Origin of the sequence: Anoxybacteroides tepidamans, from assembly GCF_014201465.1 — a bacterium.
GTDB lineage: Bacteria > Bacillota > Bacilli > Bacillales > Anoxybacillaceae > Anoxybacteroides > Anoxybacteroides tepidamans.
Map to the genome: position 1 here is coordinate 390,825 of NZ_JACHEP010000002.1, position 16,612 is coordinate 407,436.

Below are 16,612 nucleotides of genomic sequence, written 5' to 3' on the forward strand. Positions count from 1 at the left end.
TCACACTCTTCTTATCTCTCAGCGTGCTGCTGCAAGAATTAGCACCGTGCTTAACAACTGTTAAGTCGGTTGCCGGGCTTCATTGGGCTCGTCCCTCCACCTGCTCTTGATAAGAATGTTGCGTATATTTATTTTTTCGAAATTTTCATGTTTGCAAATTTAACAAATTTAATTCGAATTATGACAGGAATGTTCCAGCATGTCAATCATTTTTTACTGCACGTTGAAAAATATTGAGTTTCGCAATACGAGCTGCCGCTTCTTGCAAGCGCTCTTCGCTTGTGAGCAAGCCGACGCGCACATACCCTTCGCCGTGCTCGCCAAAACCGATGCCCGGCGCAACCACAACATGTGCTTTTTCTAACAACACATCGGCAAACTGCTCGGATGTCCATCCAGTTGGCACAGGAAGCCAAGCAAAAAACGAACCAGCCGGAGCCGTTACGTTCCATCCGATTTCCCGAAGTGCATGAACGAGCGTATTGCGCCGCGATTCGTATAACGACACAAGCTCATGAACGCACTGTTGGGATCCAAGAAGCGCCACGGCCGCCGCCTCTTGAATCGCACCAAATAAACTGACATATAAATGGTCTTGCAGCAAGTTGATCGCCGCAATCACGCTTTCATTGCCAACGGCAAAGCCGATGCGCCATCCCGCCATGTTGTATGTTTTCGAGAACGTATAAATTTCAATGCCGACTTCTTTCGCCCCTTCTGCTTGCAAAAAGCTGATCGGTTTCTGCCCGTCAAAGCCGATCGCGCCATAAGCAAAGTCGTGGATGACACAAATGCCGTGCTTCTCAGCAAATGAAACCGTTTCTTCAAAAAATGTTTTTGTTGCGATCGCACCGGTTGGGTTGTTTGGATAGTTTAAAAACATGAGCTTTGCCTTTTTGCTGACATCTTCTTTCAATTCGCGGTAATCCGGCAAAAAACCGTTTTCAGCCCGAAGCGGCATCATCGCCATTTCAGCTCGCGCAAGCGCCACACCGGACCAATAATCCGGATATCCTGGATCCGGTACAAGAACGACATCTCCCGGATTTAATAAGCATTGCGGGATTTCCACAAGTCCCGCTTTTCCGCCAAATAAAATAGCGACTTCCTTTTCTGGATTGACTGTAACGCCGTATTCCCGCTTATAAAAAGCGGCCACCGCTTCCTTCAAAAACGAATAACCGCGAAACGGCGAATACTTATGATATTTCGGATTTGCTGCTGCTTTTTGCAACGCCGCAACGATATGCGGCGGCGTCGGTTGATCTGGATTTCCTTGACCAAGGTTAATGACATCATGTCCTTCGGCGATGACTTTTCCTACTTTGTCCACGAGCGAAGCAAAAAACTGCTTCGGGAGACTTTTCAATAACTCCGATTGGGCAAATGATTTCAATTGCTTCACCTACTCAAAAAATTCTTGAAATTCTAGTCAAACATCATATATCGTAAAGATTAAATTGTAAAGTACATTTTTTTCGAGGTGAACGATCATGACATTAAAAATTGCTTGTCTTCAGTTGGATATCGCATTTGGCGATCCGGCGGAAAATAAACGGCGTGTGCAAAGCGAATTGGAAAATGTATATAAGCAGCAGCTAGACATCATCGTTCTTCCTGAATTATGGACAACCGGCTACGATTTACCCCGCCTCGATGAAATTGCAGATGAAGACGGCGCAGACATAAAATCATTCATTTCCGAGCTTGCGCAAATGTACAACGTGAATATCGTCGCAGGTTCCGTCGCGAAAAAAACGCCAAAAGGTATAACAAACACGATGTACATCGCCAATCGAAATGGTGATATCATCGGCGAATATAGCAAACTCCATCTTTTTCAACTGATGGACGAACATCTTTATTTACAGCCCGGTGAAGAGTCCGGATTTTTTATGTTAGAACAAACGCTATGCGCCGGCGTGATTTGTTATGACATTCGCTTTCCAGAATGGATTCGCGTTCATACGGCACAAGGGGCAGAACTACTATTTGTCGTCGCTGAATGGCCGCTTCCTCGCCTTCATCATTGGCGGACGCTTTTACAAGCGCGGGCGATCGAAAACCAATGCTACGTCATCGCCTGCAACCGTGCAGGAACAGACCCGAACAATACATTTGCCGGCCATTCGATGATTATCGATCCATGGGGGGATATTATTGCTGAGGCTGGTGAAGATCCATGCTCGCTCATCGGTGAAATCGATCTAGCAAAAGTAGACGAAGTGCGAAAACAAATTCCGATTTTTCAAGATCGCCGTCCGGAGCGCTACACTTCACTTAAAAAAATTTTTTAAAAAAGTGTTGACAAAACAAACGAATGCCATGTATGATTCGAATCAAGTGAATTGAACAAACTTTTTCACTGTTTGAAACATTTGAATAATAACACTCTTATCAAGAGCAGGTGGAGGGACGAGCCCAATGAAGCCCGGCAACCGACTTAACAGCTGTTAAGCACGGTGCTAATTCTTGCAGCAACACGCTGAGAGATAAGAGGTGCGAAGCAAACGAACTTCAAACCTCTTTCGCAAAGCGAAAGAGGTTTTTTATTTTACGAGGAGGTATCATTATGGCCATTTCTAAACAATCGGTATACGAACCTTTAACAGAAAATGGAGCGATTTCGCTCACCGTTCGATTAGGTCTGTTTCCTGAAGGAGCGCCATTAACATGCCGGGAAATCGGCGATGGCAATTTGAATCTTGTGTTTCATGTCGTTGACCAACAAACAGGAAAAGGAGTCATTATTAAACAAGCATTGCCATACGCAAAAGTCGTCGGCGAAAGCTGGCCGCTCACGTTAAAACGCGCCGTCATTGAAAGCAACGCATTGCGCACATTCGCAAGCTACGTTCCGGAATACGTCCCGAACGTATACTATTCGGATGAATCGCTAGCGATTACAGTGATGGAAGATTTATCACATTTGCAAATCGCTCGAAAAGGGCTGATCGAAGGAAAAACATATCCGCTTCTTTCTAAGCATATCGGTGAATTTATTGCAAAAACGTTGTTTTATACGTCTGATTTTGGCATGAATCAACAACAGAAAAAACAACTTTCACAACAGTTCGTCAATCCTGAATTATGTAAAATTACCGAAGATCTCGTCTTCACTGATCCGTTTTTCGATTACGAAACAAACAACTTTGAACAAGAACTTCGCAACGACGTCGAAGCGCTTTGGAATGACGATACCCTTCATCTTGAAGTAGCAAAACTGAAACGAAAATTTTTAACAGAAGGCGACGCGCTCATTCATGGGGATTTGCATACAGGGAGCATCTTTGCAAGCGATACGGAAACGAAAGTGATCGACCCGGAATTTGCGTTTTACGGACCATTTGGATTTGATATCGGTCAATTTTTCGCCAACTTGCTGCTAAATGCGTTGTCCCGCCCTGAACCACAGCAAGAGCCGTTATTAGCTCATGTAGAACAAACATGGGGCGTATTTACAAACGTCTTTTCCGATCTTTGGGATCGCCATAACGTAGAGCCGTACGCCAAAACACCGGGATTGTTACAAGACGTGTTGCGTCAAACGTTTGTTGATGCGATCGGCTTTGCTGGATGCGAAGTGATTCGTCGGACGATCGGCTTAGCGCACGTTGCTGATCTTGATGGCATTGAAGACAAAAATAAGCGCATTTATGCGAAGCGACGCGCTCTCCATCTTGGAAAAAATCTGATTTTACAGCGTCGTGTGCTTAACGATGTGCAAGAAATTCGCGCGCTTTTCTTACAAACATTTACAACCATTCATTAAATGAAAGGAAGAATCCTATGGCTGAATTGCTTTCCATTCCGCGTTCGGTCGAATGGAACGATACACATATCACGATTTTAAACCAACAAAAACTGCCTTTTCAGACTGAATATTTAGAACTAAAAGAACTTGCTGACGTATGGGATGCGATTGCGACGTTGAAAGTTCGCGGTGCGCCGGCGATCGGGATTACTGCTGCATACGGGCTTGCCCTTGCAGCGCAGCGATACGAAACCGACTCCATTGCCGAGTTTCGCAAACTGCTTCAAAAAGACCGCGATTACCTAGCTAGTTCGCGTCCAACAGCCGTCAATTTATTTTGGGCGCTCGATCGCCTTGTTGCAAGCATCGCGCACACTTCTTCCGTCAATGAAGCGAAAACGGCGCTCGTTCATGAAGCGACTCGCATTCAAGTCGAAGATGAAGAGACGTGCCGCACAATCGGGGAATACGCGCTCTCCTTATTTCAAGACGGCGACCGCATCTTAACGATTTGCAATGCGGGATCGATTGCAACTGCTCGCTACGGAACAGCGCTTGCGCCGTTTTATTTGGCGAAAGAAAAAGGGATTAACCTTCACGTGTACGCTTCGGAAACGCGTCCCGTTTTGCAAGGAGCAAGATTGACGACTTGGGAATTGATGCAAGCAGGGATTGATGTGACGCTTATTACAGACAATATGGCTGCACAAACGATGCGCACAAAGCGCATTACCGCGGTCATCGTCGGTGCCGACCGAATCGCAGCCAATGGAGATACGGCTAATAAAATCGGCACATTCGGCCTTGCGCTGCTCGCTAAAGCATTTGGCATCCCGTTTTACGTGGCTGCTCCGCTTTCGACGATCGATTTGGCAACGAAAACGGGGCAGGACATTCCAATTGAAGAAAGAAATCCAGAAGAAGTCACTCATTTGGCAGGAATGCGCATTGCTCCTGAAGGGGTGAATGTATACAATCCTGCTTTTGACGTAACACCTCACGAACTCATTACAGCGATCATTACGGAAAAAGGCATTATTCGCGGCAACTATGAGACGGCGTTGCCGGCGTTGTTTAATATTTGAACAAGCACGAATCTCTCTTAATTTCAAAAAATATAATATTGAAATAGGAATGTTTCCCCATCGGCTTATCAGTTGATTTATGATATGATTATGTTAAAACTATTAGCGTATTGTTTAGAACGGGGGAACAAATCGATGACAATCACAGCTACGCTTACGCAGCTATTAAATAGCACGATTCATTCAATTAAAACGGTAATTCCAGTTGGGATTCAGATCGAAAAACCGACATTATATACTTCCAATTCGATTCGCTCTTCTTTATCTGTGCTCATCGGAATGACTGGACAAGTTCACGGGCAGTTAGTCATCGGTGGAACTACATCTTTGTTTGCGCAAATTAGCCAGATGATGTATGGAATGATGCTAGAAGGAGATATGCTCGAATCGTTTACGTGCGAGCTTGGAAATATGATCGCTGGCCAATTAGTGACACACGCGTCCAACCAACAAGTGGTGATGGATATTACCCCTCCGACATTGCTTGTTGGCGAAACAAGCATGAAAGGATTCCAAAAGGCGATTCTTGTGCCTGTCAATATTGAAGAAAAAGGAACGTTGAACGTCATTGTCACGGTGCATGAGGAGCCATAAAAAACTAGAAGCGATATCGCTTCTAGTTTTTTTATGCGTCTATATAGCGTTGTTCTAGCCACAATAGCTTCTCTTTCACGTCCGTTCGGTTTCCCGCATAACCGGTTAGCGAGCGATTTTTGCCAATGACGCGATGACATGGAACAATAATCGCCAATTCATTCGCACGATTTGCCTGCCCTACCGCCCTTATCGCTTTCGGATGGCCGATTTTTTCGGCAATTTCGCTATAGCATGCGGTCGTACCGTATGGAATATCACAAAGCGCTTGCCATACTTTTTCTTGAAAAGTTGTACCTTTCCATTTTAATGGTAATTTAAATACTTTTCTTTTCCCACCAAAATATTCATCTAATTGCTTTAGTGCCTCCTGCAACAATAACGCATCGCTTTTCACCATTTCGTATTGATCGTTCATCTTTTCCCATCCGTCTTCAAACAGCTCGACGTTTACGATCGCTTCGCCGTCTGATATAACGTAAATAATCCCTAGCTCTTTCGACTTATAAATATTATATTCTCGCTGCATCTTCATTCTCTTTCTCCACCCGTTCCATCGGCAATGTAATATGAAATGTCGTCCCGACGCCCACTTCACTTTCCACGTCAATTTTCCCTTGATGTTCCTCAATAATTTTATAACTGACCATCAACCCAAGTCCAGTCCCTCGCTCTTTTGTTGTATAAAACGGCTCGCCAAGCTTTTTAATTTTATCTTGCGGGATTCCGCAACCTTGATCCGTCACGGAAATGCGAATATAGTGATGATCGGCTTTCTGAATGCGCACGTGCACGTCGCCACCTTTTTTCATCACTTCAATCGCATTTTTTAAGATGTTAATAAACACTTGCTTAAGCTGATTAGGTTCGCAATAAATCCACGGCAGATTTTCTTCGAAATCAGCAATAATTTGTACGTTATGCATCATCGCTTGCGCACCGATGAGATCGATCGTATCTTTCATAATTTTACACACGTCGTTTTGCTGATATTGAATTGCTTGCGGCTTGGCCAGAACAAGAAACTCCGTAATAATCGACTCAATTCTCTTTAGCTCTGACATAATGACGTTAAAATACATTGAATAATCTTCTTTAATGCTTCCTTGCAACAATTGAATAAATCCTTTTAACGCCGTCATCGGATTGCGAATTTCATGAGCAATGCCTGCCGCCAGTTCTCCAACCACGTTAAGCGTATCGGATTTACGAAGCTGCCATTCAAGCTCTTTCTTTTCCGTAATATCGCGAAGCATCATCATGCCGACGCTAGGAATAATCTCTTTTTTCATGGAAATTTCAATGATCCTCTGCTCTCCTTCTTTCGTTAAAATCGTCATTTCCGCATACGCTTCCCCAGATTGTTCGCATTTCCTAATTAATTTATAAAATACTTTTTGTTCTTTTTCAGGAATCCATTTAACAAAAGGTTCAGCAAGCAATTGCTGTTTCGTTGCTTGAAAAATTTCACAAGCGATCGGATTGACATCCAAAATTCGATATCCTTCTCCCCATAAAAGAATTCCATTCATTGAATGGTCGAAAATGCTGCGAAACTTTTGCTCGCTTTCCTGTAGCTCTTTTTCCATCTTTCTTCTCTCAGTCACATTGCGAAAAATAGCTAAATGATAGCCGTCAATGACCCCTTGTTTCATCGTAAATTCAAGTTGTTTGTCTTCGCCGTTTGGCATATGAAAAATCAGTTCATCGCGAATTTCCCCCGTTTTTCGAAATTGTTCTAACACACGGCGTACTCTTCCATCATGATTATCCACAAAATCAAGCAAATTTCTTCGCACAAGCAAATTCAGCGGCAATTCAAACGTTCGGCTTGCAGCGGGATTCGCATTGACAATATGGCCATAATCGTTCCAAATGAGAATCGCCTCATGCGCTTGTTCGAAAATTGCCCGAAACCGCTCTTCGCTTTTTTGCAGCTTAATCTCCATATTTTTCTTTTCTGTAACATCCCGCATAATCGCCATATAAAAGCCGCTATATACGTTGGATGTCATTGTTAACTCGAACATTTTGACCGTACCGTCAAAACGGATGAACGACAGTTCTCCTTTGGCTGTTCCCTTTTCTTTCAATTCGACAAGCAGCTGCACAAAATCATCTTTGTATTGTCTCGCAACAAATTGTTGAAATGATAAGTTTAGCAACTTCTCTTTTTCTAAATTTAAGCTCATGCAAAAAGCAGGGTTTACGTCGATAAACCGTCCAAATTCGTCAAAAATGACAATGCTGTCCACTGCACGGTTAAATACATCTTTAAATAAAAATTCGTTAATAATCCTCTCCCGTTCCAGCGCCTTCCGTGCAGAAATATCCCGCATAATCGCCAAATCAAATTGGTTGAACGCATCTTTTTTCATTGAAAATTCGATATGTTTGATCTTTCCGTCCCTTAACTTAAGTAGCAGCTCATCACTAAATGAACCAAACTTATGTAACATCGATTGCTGGAACACTAAAATGTCAGGAGGAACTAAGTCAAGAAATAAATTAAAACGCTTTCCAATAAGCTCTTCCTTTTCCATTTCAAAAAGATGGCAAGCGGCTTCGTTCACTTCGACAAATTCACCATTTTTATTAAAAATGATAATTGCATCTAAAGACCGCTCAAAAATAATCGAATATCCGCTTAACTGTTCTTTCAGACGTCTATTTTCTTCTTCTAATGACTTGACATTGATAATCAAGTCTTGTTCTTCTCGATGAGAAAGGCTATTGCTCAACATTAACACCTCTCCTTCTCCAACAACCCCATATCATTAATCAATATATATTCGCTATAAAAAAACATACTCCTTCTACATCTTTTAAAAATTTTCCGAAAACAAAAATGTTTACCATTACCCATCGTTTTTTCCTTTTATCTTTTGGAAAACTATGATATATTAAAATGTTGTTTTCTATAATAATGCAAATGCATGTTCTAACATTTATGATCAGGCGTGTTGATTAACCAATAAAAATCAGTTGACATCGCTCTATTCCTAGCTTTTCTGCCGTTGTCAGCTTTTCAATCTGAACTTACATGCTCGTATAAAGGAGTTTTTGCGAATGAACGTAATTTGTGCGACTTTAAACGCAAAATATATTCATACAAACTTAGCGATTCGCTACTTAAAGGCGTATGCTCAGCCCGAATTTGATATTGAAATTGCTGAATATACGATTAAAGATCCGGCTATGAATATCGTGACCGACCTTTATCGAAAAAAGCCGGATATTATCGGTTTTAGCTGCTACATTTGGAACATCGAAGAAACGATCAAAGTCATCAAAATGCTCAAAAAAATCGATCCGCACATTACAATCGTTGTTGGCGGTCCGGAAGTTTCTTACGATGTGCGCGAATGGCTCGAAACGGTTCCAGAATTTGACTTCATCGTCATCGGCGAAGGAGAAGAAACGTTTAAACAGTTTTTAATGCAAATGCACGGTCAGCGCGATTTCCGCTCTGTACACGGTCTTGCGTTTCGCGAGGACGGCGAAATCGTCGTGAATCCGCAGCGAAACAAAATCAACCTCGCGGAAATGCCGTCGCCGTTTCGTTTCCCAGAAGACATTCCGCATTTACCGAAGCGGATTACGTATATCGAAACGAGCCGGGGATGCCCGTTTAGCTGTCAATTTTGTTTGTCATCCATTGAAGTCGGCGTTCGCTATTTCGACAGGGAAAAAGTGAAAGAAGACATCCGCTATTTAATGGAGCACGGGGCGAGAACGATTAAATTTGTCGACCGCACATTTAACATTAGCCGCAGCTATGCGATGGAGATGTTTCAATTTTTAATTGATGAGCACGTCCCTGGAACGGTGTTTCAATTTGAAATTACCGCCGATATTATGCGTCCGGAAGTTATCGAGTTTTTAAATAAAGAAGCGCCGCCGGGACTGTTCCGCTTTGAAATCGGCGTTCAATCGACGAACGATGAAGTGAACCGGCTTGTCATGCGCAAACAAAATTTTGCTAAACTAACCCGCACGGTCACGCTCGTGAAACAAGGAGGAAAAATTGCGCAACACCTTGATTTAATTGCCGGTTTGCCGGAAGAAGATTACACTTCATTCCGGAAAACGTTCAACGATGTGTTTGCGCTTCGTCCTGAAGAATTGCAGCTTGGCTTTTTGAAAATGTTGCGCGGCACAGGTCTCCGTCTCCGTGCTCCAGAATACGGCTATGTGTTTATGGACCACGCTCCGTATGAAGTGTTAAAAAATAACGTGCTTTCGTTTGATGACATTATACGTATTAAACAAGTTGAAGACGTATTAGAGAAATATTGGAATGACCATCGCATGGACGAAACGATCGACTATTTAGTGACGCACGTCTTTCCGACACCGTTTGATTTTTTTCAAACGTTCGGAACGTATTGGGACGAGCAAGGATGGAGCCGCATCGGCCATCAGCTGGAAGATTTATTCCGCCGGCTGTATGAATTTTTACAGGCGAAACAATTGACCGAGTTGCCAGTCGTAGAAGCGTTGATGAAATACGACTATTTGCACAATCAAAAACATAAACCACGCAAGCCATGGTGGGAAGAAAAAGCGGATAAAGAACAGCGGGCAATGCTGTATCGTCACATTTTAGAAAACCCGTCATTGTTAGGAAACGAATTTGCTACACTCGAACTCGATGAAAAAACGTTATTTAAGCATACAGTAATGGAAATCGTTCCGATCGACATTGGACATTATATGAAAACAAAGGAAGTCCGCCATGTGCCAACAGTCATGATTGCCTATTTTGATCCTGTTCGGCTCCAAACCGCCATTTTCTCGGCAGAGTTGTCTTTATTTGCGGATGTATTGGAAAAGTAGGGAGCCCCCTACTTTTTCTTTTATGAAGGAGAGCAATTAATGAACGTTAAAATCCCCTGTTTCAAACGAGAATTCTTCACGATCGTTTCGTTTCTGCTTCTGCTTCATTCACTTCATTCGCCTTGCCGCCCTTTTTTCGAATTGCGGTTCGCCCCGCGAATCATTTCTTCATCACTGGCGTACTGAGCAATGACTTCGGATTCTGGCAAACTTTCGGTTGGCGTTTTATTGTTGTTCACCGCCGCATTGTATTTGACTTTTCGTTTCATTTCGACTCCTCCTTGCGATGATAAGCGATTAAAACAATTTCTTCTCCTGTTTCTTCACGCAACGTTTTTTCAAATTGCTGCAATTTTTTTAGAGATTGCTCCTCAAGGTTGGCTATAGGAAAAGCATCGTTTTTCACGCAAATCCCCCTTGTTTTGTTTTTCTTACTTTTCGTAAAAAATGTGCGTTTTATTCATCATCTTTTCGCTCAAACTATCGTTGAGGTGATGAACATGGACAAAGAAAACAAAATCGAATCGCCGATTTTCGAGGAAACACAGCCGCATCAAATTCATGCTCCTTCTTTTAAAGGAACAGGTATTAAAATGCAGCCGCCATTTGTGAACAAATATGGTGTGGTGATCGGTGACAGCAAATACAACTCCGCTAATTCGCCGCTAAACCAATGGAGCGATGAAACTGACCCGAGCGTGATGGCTGGCGATGAATGGGTGCATCCAACGAACGACATCGGCTGGAATACAGCTGAAAACCGGGAGCTGTTAGAAGCAAAAAAACGGCCGCAAGCTGCGCCGTTTATGCACCCTGATAAAGATGTAAGCTATGGACAAGATTAGCACAAATTAGCCTGTATGATCATATATTGAATGGAAGCAAAAGTTGTGAAGACATGGGGTGCGGCAATGAATAACGAATGGATTCAAACGATTAAAGTGTTCGGGATCGGGGTCATTGTCATCGGCTATATCATCTTATTTATCGGGGAGTATCGCGAATTGGAACAAATCAAACAAACAGGGGGATTTTGACTATTTTCCCCCTGTAAACGAAATTCCTTTAATGAAGTAGCGGTTGAAAAAGATATAAATGACAAGCACCGGCAACGTAAATACGATCGACGCCGCCATAATATAGTTCCAGTAGCTAATATACTGTCCTTTAAAACTGTTTAAGCCAAGCGGCAATGTAAATAACTCTGGATCGGAAAGAATGATAAGCGGACGCATAAAATCGTTCCATGAGCCCATGAAAACAAAAATAGCTTGTGCTGCTAATGCTGGACGAGCAAGCGGTAATACAATGCGGAAGAACGTGCCGATGCGGCTTAACCCGTCCAATGCCGCTGCTTCTTCCAATTCTTTTGGAAAATTAATAAAAAATTGGCGCATCATAAAAATAAATGTCGCATTAATCATTGTCGGCACAATCATTCCTTGATATGAGTTAAGCCAGCCGAGCTGTTTTAAAATCAAATAGTTCGGAATCATCGTCACTTGTGCTGGAATCATGAGCACAGCTAAAATGATGATAAATAGTGGTTTTTTTCCTGGAAACTGCAAACGGGCAAGCGCATAACCAGCCATCGAATTAAACAATAAATTAAGCAGCGTCACCGTTACTGCGATAATGACACTATTGAACAACCAGCGTGGAAACAGTTGTTGTTCCACGAAAATTTGTTTATAGTTATCGAGCGTAAAATGCTTTGGAATAAACGAAATCGTCCCGCTTACAATTTCTTCAAGCGTTTTAAACGAAGAAGATAACGCCCATAAAAATGGAATCATCGTCACGATTGCATAAAGAACGAGAATGGCGTACAAAAACGCCTTACCAATGCCTAATTTTTTCTTCATCAATCTTCATCTCCTTAATAAAGAGACTCTTCTTTAGAAAATTTCCGTTGCAATAATGTTGCGATTAAAATGATAATCGCTAATGCGAAAGCTAATGCAGCTGCATATCCCATCGTTCCTAACGTTTTAAACGCATACTGATAAATGAGCAATACGACGGTTAACGTTGAATTGTTCGGACCTCCAGAGCCAGCGGAAAAAATGTAGGACTGGTCAAATAGTTGGAACGTTCCGATCAATCCCATAATGACGACGAACGATGTAACCGGGCGCAAATACGGAACGGTAACATACCAAAATTTTTGGATGGCGTTTGCCCCATCCAATTCGGCTGCTTCATAAAGCGAATCAGGAATATCTTGCAGCGCCGCTAAATAAATGACCATAAAAAACGGCGCAGTCGACCAAATATTCATTACCATAATCGCGTTCAGAGCTACTTTCGGATCGCCAAGCCAGTTATACGTCGGCAGCCCAACTGCCTGCAACAAATGGTTAATCAGCCCATTTTGGTTATACATCCACATAAAAATTAACGTTAATACAGCCGAAGACGTAAGCGTTGGCAAAAAATAGACGATACGGAAAAATGTTTGTCCTTTCAATCCCGCATTTAGCGTCGCCGCTAATACAAGCGCCAGCATCGTTTGGCACGGAACGACGATGACGACATATTTCACCGTATTCCATAAAGCGATTTTCGCTCGTAAATCTCCTGCAATTCGCTTAAAGTTATCGAACCCAACAAATTCAAATGTAGTCGTTCCAAGCAACTGCACTTTATGAAACGCCAAAAAAATCGCAAATAAAATTGGTCCAATAATAAACAAAAGCAGTACAAATAACGTCGGAGACAACAAGAAATACCCGGTTCCTGCTTCGCGCCATGCTTTTTTTCTCATAATCATTCCTCTCCTCATAAGAGATTCCATTAAGCTGTTCCCCTCTTGCTAGCGTTCCGTCTACTAGAAAGGAGGGAACCGCTCAATGCGAAAAATGGCTGATAGAAGGAGAACCCTTCTATCAGCACTGCCATTATTTATTCCCTTCAATTTCTTTGTTCGCTGTTTCTTGTGCTTCTTTTAACGCATCTGCTAATGGGCGCTGTCCTAAAAAGGCGCTGACAAATTGGTTGTTGAAGTTATTCGTAATAATTGGCAAATTCGTTCCGTTTTGCCATACAGTCGCATAGGAAGCGCCAGCGACGATCGGAGCACGCAACGGATCTTTGTCAAATCCTAATTCAGCTGCTACCGATTTACGTGTCGGTAACGCCAATCCTTTGCTCGTCCAAATTTTCATTCCTTCTTTACCAGTTAAGAACGAAAGCAATTTCCAAGCAGCTTCCTTCTTCTTCGAGTTTTTATTCATGACATACGCAACCGTATACGCCATTGTTGCTTTCTTGCCATCGATCGTTGGAACTTCTGCTGTTCCGTACTCTAAGTTCGGGAACGTATCTTTTAAGAACGGAATTGCCCAGTTTCCTTCAATGACCATCGCTGCTTTTCCTTGGCCGAACATTTCACCGCCCCAGTTTGCGCCTACTTCGTTCGGTTGGGCAGCCGATTTATCTTTCACACGCATATCAACGATCGGTTGAAGCGCTTCAACCACTTTCGGATCAGCAAAACTTGCTTTATTGTCCGTGACTACTTTTCCACCTTTTGATTCCGCAATGTAGTATAAGCGTGCCAATTCTGGCGCCACTCCGAAACCGTACACTTGTGTGCCTTTCGTTAATTTTTTCGCTACTTCTCGCAATTCATCCCACGTTTTCGGTACTTCTACCCCTGCTTCTTGGAACATTTTTTTATTATAGAAAAGAGCGAGTGTTGAATAGTCTTTCGGGAATCCGTAAATTTTCCCGTCTTCTCCCTTAAAGGCATCAAGCAATGGCTTTTCAAAATCATTGATGTCAAAATCATCGGTTACATATTGATCAAGCGACTCCAATGCTCCTGTTTTCATTAATGCCGGGGCTTCAAATGCATCAAGATAAAAAACATCTGGCCCTTCGCCGCCAACCAATCGCGTTTTAATGACATCCATATACTGATCAGAAATGACTTCATATTTTACTTTAATGTTTGGGTACTTCTTTTGAAATTCGTCTAATGTTTGCTGTAACAACTTTTGTTCTGTCGGGTTTCCGCCCCAGCCAGCAAGCGTGACTTCCACTTTTTCGTCTTTTGTCCCGCCTGTTTCTTTGCCTGCTGTTTTTTCATTGCCGCTACTGCAGCCTGCTAAAGCGCTTCCAAGCAGCATTGTCGACATACTAATTGCCAACCATTTTTTCATCTGCCTATCTCCCCTTTAATGGAATAATTTATATATAACAAGGAAGAAAAAATCTTCCTTGTTAAGAAACGATCGTAACCTCATACCCTGTTGTGTTTTGATCAATATGAACGTTTGTTTCGCCATTTTGACGTGTAACGGTAACCGATAATCGGCCGTTGCCGATCGCGATATTCTCGACTTTTAAGACATTCATCGGCTCAAGCAATGTTGGCGACAAGCGAATTTCTTTTTTTAGGCTATTCGGGAACAATCCAAGCAGTGCTTGAATAAAAACGAGAGGGGTTCCTGCCGCCCACGCTTGCGGTGAACAAGCGACTGGGTACTTCACAGGCTTGCCGAATTGTTTGCTGTATCCACAAAATAATTCCGGCAGACGGTCGTATTCAAAATGGGCAGCCGCTTCAATAAGCCCCCTTATGATCGTGTTTGCTTCCGCACGCTTTCCTAATTTGCTTAATCCAAGCAAAATGATGCTATTATCATGAGGCCAGACGCTGCCATCATGGTAGCTCATTGGATTGTATCCTGCTTCCCCTTCTCCCATTGTACGAATCCCATAGCCTGAAAACATTTTTGGCGACAACAGCGTACGAATCGTGGCCTCGACCCGTTCCGAATCAAGCATCTCTGCAAACAGCACATGCCCTGGATTAGACGTGATCGTCCCAACTTGCCGTTTATTTCCGTCTAATGCAATCGCATAAAACTGTACGTCTTCCATCCAAAAATGCTCATCAAATTTTGCTTTTAGCGCTTTTGCCTGTTGACGAAGCTGCGCCGCGCGTTCCGATTCGTTTAGCTGTTCAAAAATATCCGCTAGTCCCATTTTCGCTTGATACACATAACCTTGCACTTCAACGAGCGCAATTGGTGATTTCGCATATTCACCGTTGCGATGGATAATCGAATCGCCGGAATCTTTCCATCCTTGATTGGCAATCCCCTTCGCTGATTGTTGGTGATATTCAACAAACAAATCGCCATCGCGATCCCCATACTGATCAATCCACATGAATGCGGCATCAATGTTGTCCTTTAGTTGACGAACGAGTTCGAAATCGCCAGTCCATTTCACATACTCTGTCAACAGGACAAGGAACAACGGGGTCGCATCAATCGTCCCGTAATATGGCGTAAATGGGATTTGATTTGTAGTTGCTAATTCACCAAAACGTATTTCGTGCATCACTTTTCCAGGTTGTTCGTCGCGCCAAGGGTCAAGGTGTTTTCCTTGATATTTTGCCATTGTAAGGAGCGTCCCTTTTGCAATCGCCGGATGAAAAGGAAGCATTTGCAGCGCAGCAATTAAACTATCTCGACCAAACGGCACCCCAAACCACGGTAAACCAGCAACCGGAAATGGACCGTATCCTAAATCGGTTAACAATACTCGCAAATCGCCAATCCCGCGGCTGACTAAACGGGCAAGCGGCTCATAATCGGTCGTCATTTTCGTAATGTTGCTCTCCCATTGACGGTAAGACGCTTTCAAACGGTCTAGTGCCTCTATCGAAGAAACGATATTTCTCCGTGCTTCATCGCCGATTTGCGGTTGAATGATCAATGTAACGGTTTGCTCCTCGGCATGGTTCAACGTAAAATCAAAAACAATTTCTCCATGTTCCTCGACCGCTTTCTCTTGCCGATCCCATGTGATTGTTGTCGCGCGCTTCAGTTGATCGGCTCCTTCGTAATGAAAAGTGAGCGAGCGATTGCCAATCGTTTGACCCGTACGTTTGCCAACTTTCCCTGTTTGAAAGCCACGGACGATAAACATATCAGCAAAATCAACATCCACCTGTATACTCAGCTCGAATTGCACCGGCTTTGGATAGTAATTTTTTAGGTTGATTCTTTCATAAAGCACACCTTCGTATATAAAACGCTTTCTTTCGATTTCAACCGATTCGCGCCATAATAAGATTTCCCCGTCTTTTTCCATATGAGGGTTTGTTAATAAGATCGTTGCCACATAATTTTCTCCCGCATCGGAAGATAATAGGACAGGCTCTTGCCCATTAATGCGCAAATGTAACTTGCTTAAAAAACGGGTATCTTTCGTATATAGTCCAAGCCCGTACGGATGATTTTTAGGAATATTTCCTTTTTCATCTGTCAGAAAAAATAGATCGTTTTCTTTAATGACTCGATACTCCATCAAGGATGCCTCC

At 42.9% G+C, this 16,612-nt stretch carries 16 protein-coding genes and 2 riboswitches; of the genes, 7 read left to right on the forward strand and 9 right to left on the reverse strand.

All coding sequences use genetic code 11. The features are described 5' to 3' along the window. Positions 1 to 8: 8 nt before the first annotated feature. Positions 9 to 116: riboswitch (SAM riboswitch) on the reverse strand. A gap of 86 nt (positions 117 to 202) precedes the next feature. Continuing rightward, positions 203 to 1,396, reverse strand: a complete 1,194-nt coding sequence (locus tag HNQ34_RS04910) for a pyridoxal phosphate-dependent aminotransferase (protein WP_183252126.1) — start codon at positions 1,394 to 1,396, stop codon at positions 203 to 205. Between the two features lie 97 nt (positions 1,397 to 1,493). On the opposite strand from HNQ34_RS04910, the gene HNQ34_RS04915 reads away from it, so the two are divergent. The 4 genes from HNQ34_RS04915 to HNQ34_RS04930 all read left to right on the forward strand — a co-directional run bounded on the left by HNQ34_RS04915 (position 1,494) and on the right by HNQ34_RS04930 (position 5,433). Further along, complete coding sequence (locus tag HNQ34_RS04915; protein ID WP_183252128.1) at positions 1,494 to 2,297, forward strand: carbon-nitrogen family hydrolase; 804 nt, start codon at positions 1,494 to 1,496, stop codon at positions 2,295 to 2,297. 94 nt (positions 2,298 to 2,391) lie between these two features. Continuing rightward, a riboswitch (SAM riboswitch) is annotated at positions 2,392 to 2,499 on the forward strand. Positions 2,500 to 2,572: 73 nt separating this feature from the next. Continuing rightward, positions 2,573 to 3,772: an S-methyl-5-thioribose kinase gene (mtnK, locus tag HNQ34_RS04920; protein ID WP_183252130.1), complete on the forward strand. Its 1,200-nt coding sequence runs from the start codon at positions 2,573 to 2,575 to the stop codon at positions 3,770 to 3,772. A gap of 17 nt (positions 3,773 to 3,789) precedes the next feature. After that, entirely contained in the window at positions 3,790 to 4,839 is a 1,050-nt protein-coding gene (gene mtnA / locus HNQ34_RS04925; RefSeq protein WP_183252132.1) for an S-methyl-5-thioribose-1-phosphate isomerase, read from the forward strand. Positions 4,840 to 4,974: 135 nt separating this feature from the next. After that, positions 4,975 to 5,433 (forward strand): chemotaxis protein CheX, encoded by a 459-nt coding sequence (locus HNQ34_RS04930; RefSeq protein WP_183252134.1) that lies wholly within the window; start codon positions 4,975 to 4,977, stop codon positions 5,431 to 5,433. Positions 5,434 to 5,464: 31 nt separating this feature from the next. Here the strand turns inward: HNQ34_RS04930 and HNQ34_RS04935 are convergent, their stop codons facing one another. Further along, positions 5,465 to 5,962: a methylated-DNA--[protein]-cysteine S-methyltransferase gene (locus HNQ34_RS04935; protein ID WP_183252242.1), complete on the reverse strand. Its 498-nt coding sequence runs from the start codon at positions 5,960 to 5,962 to the stop codon at positions 5,465 to 5,467. Further along, positions 5,946 to 8,174 carry a PAS domain-containing sensor histidine kinase gene (locus HNQ34_RS04940; RefSeq protein WP_281375907.1) on the reverse strand — a complete coding sequence of 743 codons (2,229 nt, stop codon included), beginning with the start codon at positions 8,172 to 8,174 and terminating at the stop codon, positions 5,946 to 5,948. Before HNQ34_RS04940 ends, HNQ34_RS04935 begins: the two co-directional genes overlap by 17 nt. 328 nt (positions 8,175 to 8,502) lie before the next feature. Here HNQ34_RS04940 and HNQ34_RS04945 point away from each other — a divergent pair, with 328 nt between their 5' ends. Then, positions 8,503 to 10,272 (forward strand): B12-binding domain-containing radical SAM protein, encoded by a 1,770-nt coding sequence (locus HNQ34_RS04945; RefSeq protein ID WP_183252138.1) that lies wholly within the window; start codon positions 8,503 to 8,505, stop codon positions 10,270 to 10,272. Between the two features lie 113 nt (positions 10,273 to 10,385). Here HNQ34_RS04945 and HNQ34_RS04950 read toward each other — a convergent pair whose 3' ends face one another. Further along, positions 10,386 to 10,541 carry a hypothetical protein gene (locus HNQ34_RS04950; RefSeq protein WP_183252140.1) on the reverse strand — a complete coding sequence of 52 codons (156 nt, stop codon included), beginning with the start codon at positions 10,539 to 10,541 and terminating at the stop codon, positions 10,386 to 10,388. Beyond that, the gene (locus tag HNQ34_RS04955; RefSeq protein ID WP_183252143.1) at positions 10,538 to 10,678 is read right to left on the reverse strand and encodes a hypothetical protein; all 141 of its coding nucleotides are present in this window, start codon (positions 10,676 to 10,678) and stop codon (positions 10,538 to 10,540) included. Before HNQ34_RS04955 ends, HNQ34_RS04950 begins: the two co-directional genes overlap by 4 nt. A gap of 94 nt (positions 10,679 to 10,772) precedes the next feature. Between HNQ34_RS04955 and HNQ34_RS04960 the strand changes: the two genes are divergently transcribed. Both HNQ34_RS04960 and HNQ34_RS04965 read left to right on the forward strand, forming a co-directional pair. Then, on the forward strand, positions 10,773 to 11,117 hold the full coding sequence (locus HNQ34_RS04960) for a DUF3905 domain-containing protein (RefSeq protein WP_183252145.1): 345 nt from the start codon (positions 10,773 to 10,775) through the stop codon (positions 11,115 to 11,117). Between the two features lie 45 nt (positions 11,118 to 11,162). Continuing rightward, positions 11,163 to 11,309, forward strand: coding sequence for a hypothetical protein (locus tag HNQ34_RS04965; RefSeq protein ID WP_183252147.1), 147 nt, complete (start codon positions 11,163 to 11,165; stop codon positions 11,307 to 11,309). Here HNQ34_RS04965 and HNQ34_RS04970 read toward each other — a convergent pair whose 3' ends face one another. From HNQ34_RS04970 to HNQ34_RS04985, 4 genes are all read right to left on the reverse strand, one after another. Further along, complete coding sequence (locus tag HNQ34_RS04970; RefSeq protein ID WP_183252149.1) at positions 11,310 to 12,137, reverse strand: carbohydrate ABC transporter permease; 828 nt, start codon at positions 12,135 to 12,137, stop codon at positions 11,310 to 11,312. A 14-nt stretch (positions 12,138 to 12,151) separates the two neighbouring features. Then, positions 12,152 to 13,039, reverse strand: coding sequence for a carbohydrate ABC transporter permease (locus tag HNQ34_RS04975; protein WP_409978351.1), 888 nt, complete (start codon positions 13,037 to 13,039; stop codon positions 12,152 to 12,154). 133 nt (positions 13,040 to 13,172) lie between these two features. Next, the gene (locus HNQ34_RS04980; protein WP_183252151.1) at positions 13,173 to 14,438 is read right to left on the reverse strand and encodes an ABC transporter substrate-binding protein; all 1,266 of its coding nucleotides are present in this window, start codon (positions 14,436 to 14,438) and stop codon (positions 13,173 to 13,175) included. A gap of 61 nt (positions 14,439 to 14,499) precedes the next feature. After that, on the reverse strand, positions 14,500 to 16,599 hold the full coding sequence (locus HNQ34_RS04985) for an amylo-alpha-1,6-glucosidase (RefSeq protein ID WP_183252154.1): 2,100 nt from the start codon (positions 16,597 to 16,599) through the stop codon (positions 14,500 to 14,502). Positions 16,600 to 16,612: the final 13 nt, after the last annotated feature.

What these genes read in the sequence shown, in the direction of transcription:
- HNQ34_RS04915 (WP_183252128.1), top strand. Translation starts at nt 1,494, where the DNA reads ATGACATTAAAAATTGCTTGTCTTCAGTTGGATATCGCATTTGGCGAT.
- mtnK (WP_183252130.1), top strand. Translation starts at nt 2,573, where the DNA reads ATGGCCATTTCTAAACAATCGGTATACGAACCTTTAACAGAAAATGGA.
- mtnA (WP_183252132.1), top strand. Translation starts at nt 3,790, where the DNA reads ATGGCTGAATTGCTTTCCATTCCGCGTTCGGTCGAATGGAACGATACA.
- HNQ34_RS04930 (WP_183252134.1), top strand. Translation starts at nt 4,975, where the DNA reads ATGACAATCACAGCTACGCTTACGCAGCTATTAAATAGCACGATTCAT.
- HNQ34_RS04935 (WP_183252242.1), bottom strand. Translation starts at nt 5,962, where the DNA reads ATGCAGCGAGAATATAATATTTATAAGTCGAAAGAGCTAGGGATTATT.
- HNQ34_RS04945 (WP_183252138.1), top strand. Translation starts at nt 8,503, where the DNA reads ATGAACGTAATTTGTGCGACTTTAAACGCAAAATATATTCATACAAAC.
- HNQ34_RS04950 (WP_183252140.1), bottom strand. Translation starts at nt 10,541, where the DNA reads ATGAAACGAAAAGTCAAATACAATGCGGCGGTGAACAACAATAAAACG.
- HNQ34_RS04960 (WP_183252145.1), top strand. Translation starts at nt 10,773, where the DNA reads ATGGACAAAGAAAACAAAATCGAATCGCCGATTTTCGAGGAAACACAG.
- HNQ34_RS04970 (WP_183252149.1), bottom strand. Translation starts at nt 12,137, where the DNA reads ATGAAGAAAAAATTAGGCATTGGTAAGGCGTTTTTGTACGCCATTCTC.
- HNQ34_RS04975 (WP_409978351.1), bottom strand. Translation starts at nt 13,039, where the DNA reads ATGAGAAAAAAAGCATGGCGCGAAGCAGGAACCGGGTATTTCTTGTTG.
- HNQ34_RS04980 (WP_183252151.1), bottom strand. Translation starts at nt 14,438, where the DNA reads ATGAAAAAATGGTTGGCAATTAGTATGTCGACAATGCTGCTTGGAAGC.
- HNQ34_RS04985 (WP_183252154.1), bottom strand. Translation starts at nt 16,599, where the DNA reads ATGGAGTATCGAGTCATTAAAGAAAACGATCTATTTTTTCTGACAGAT.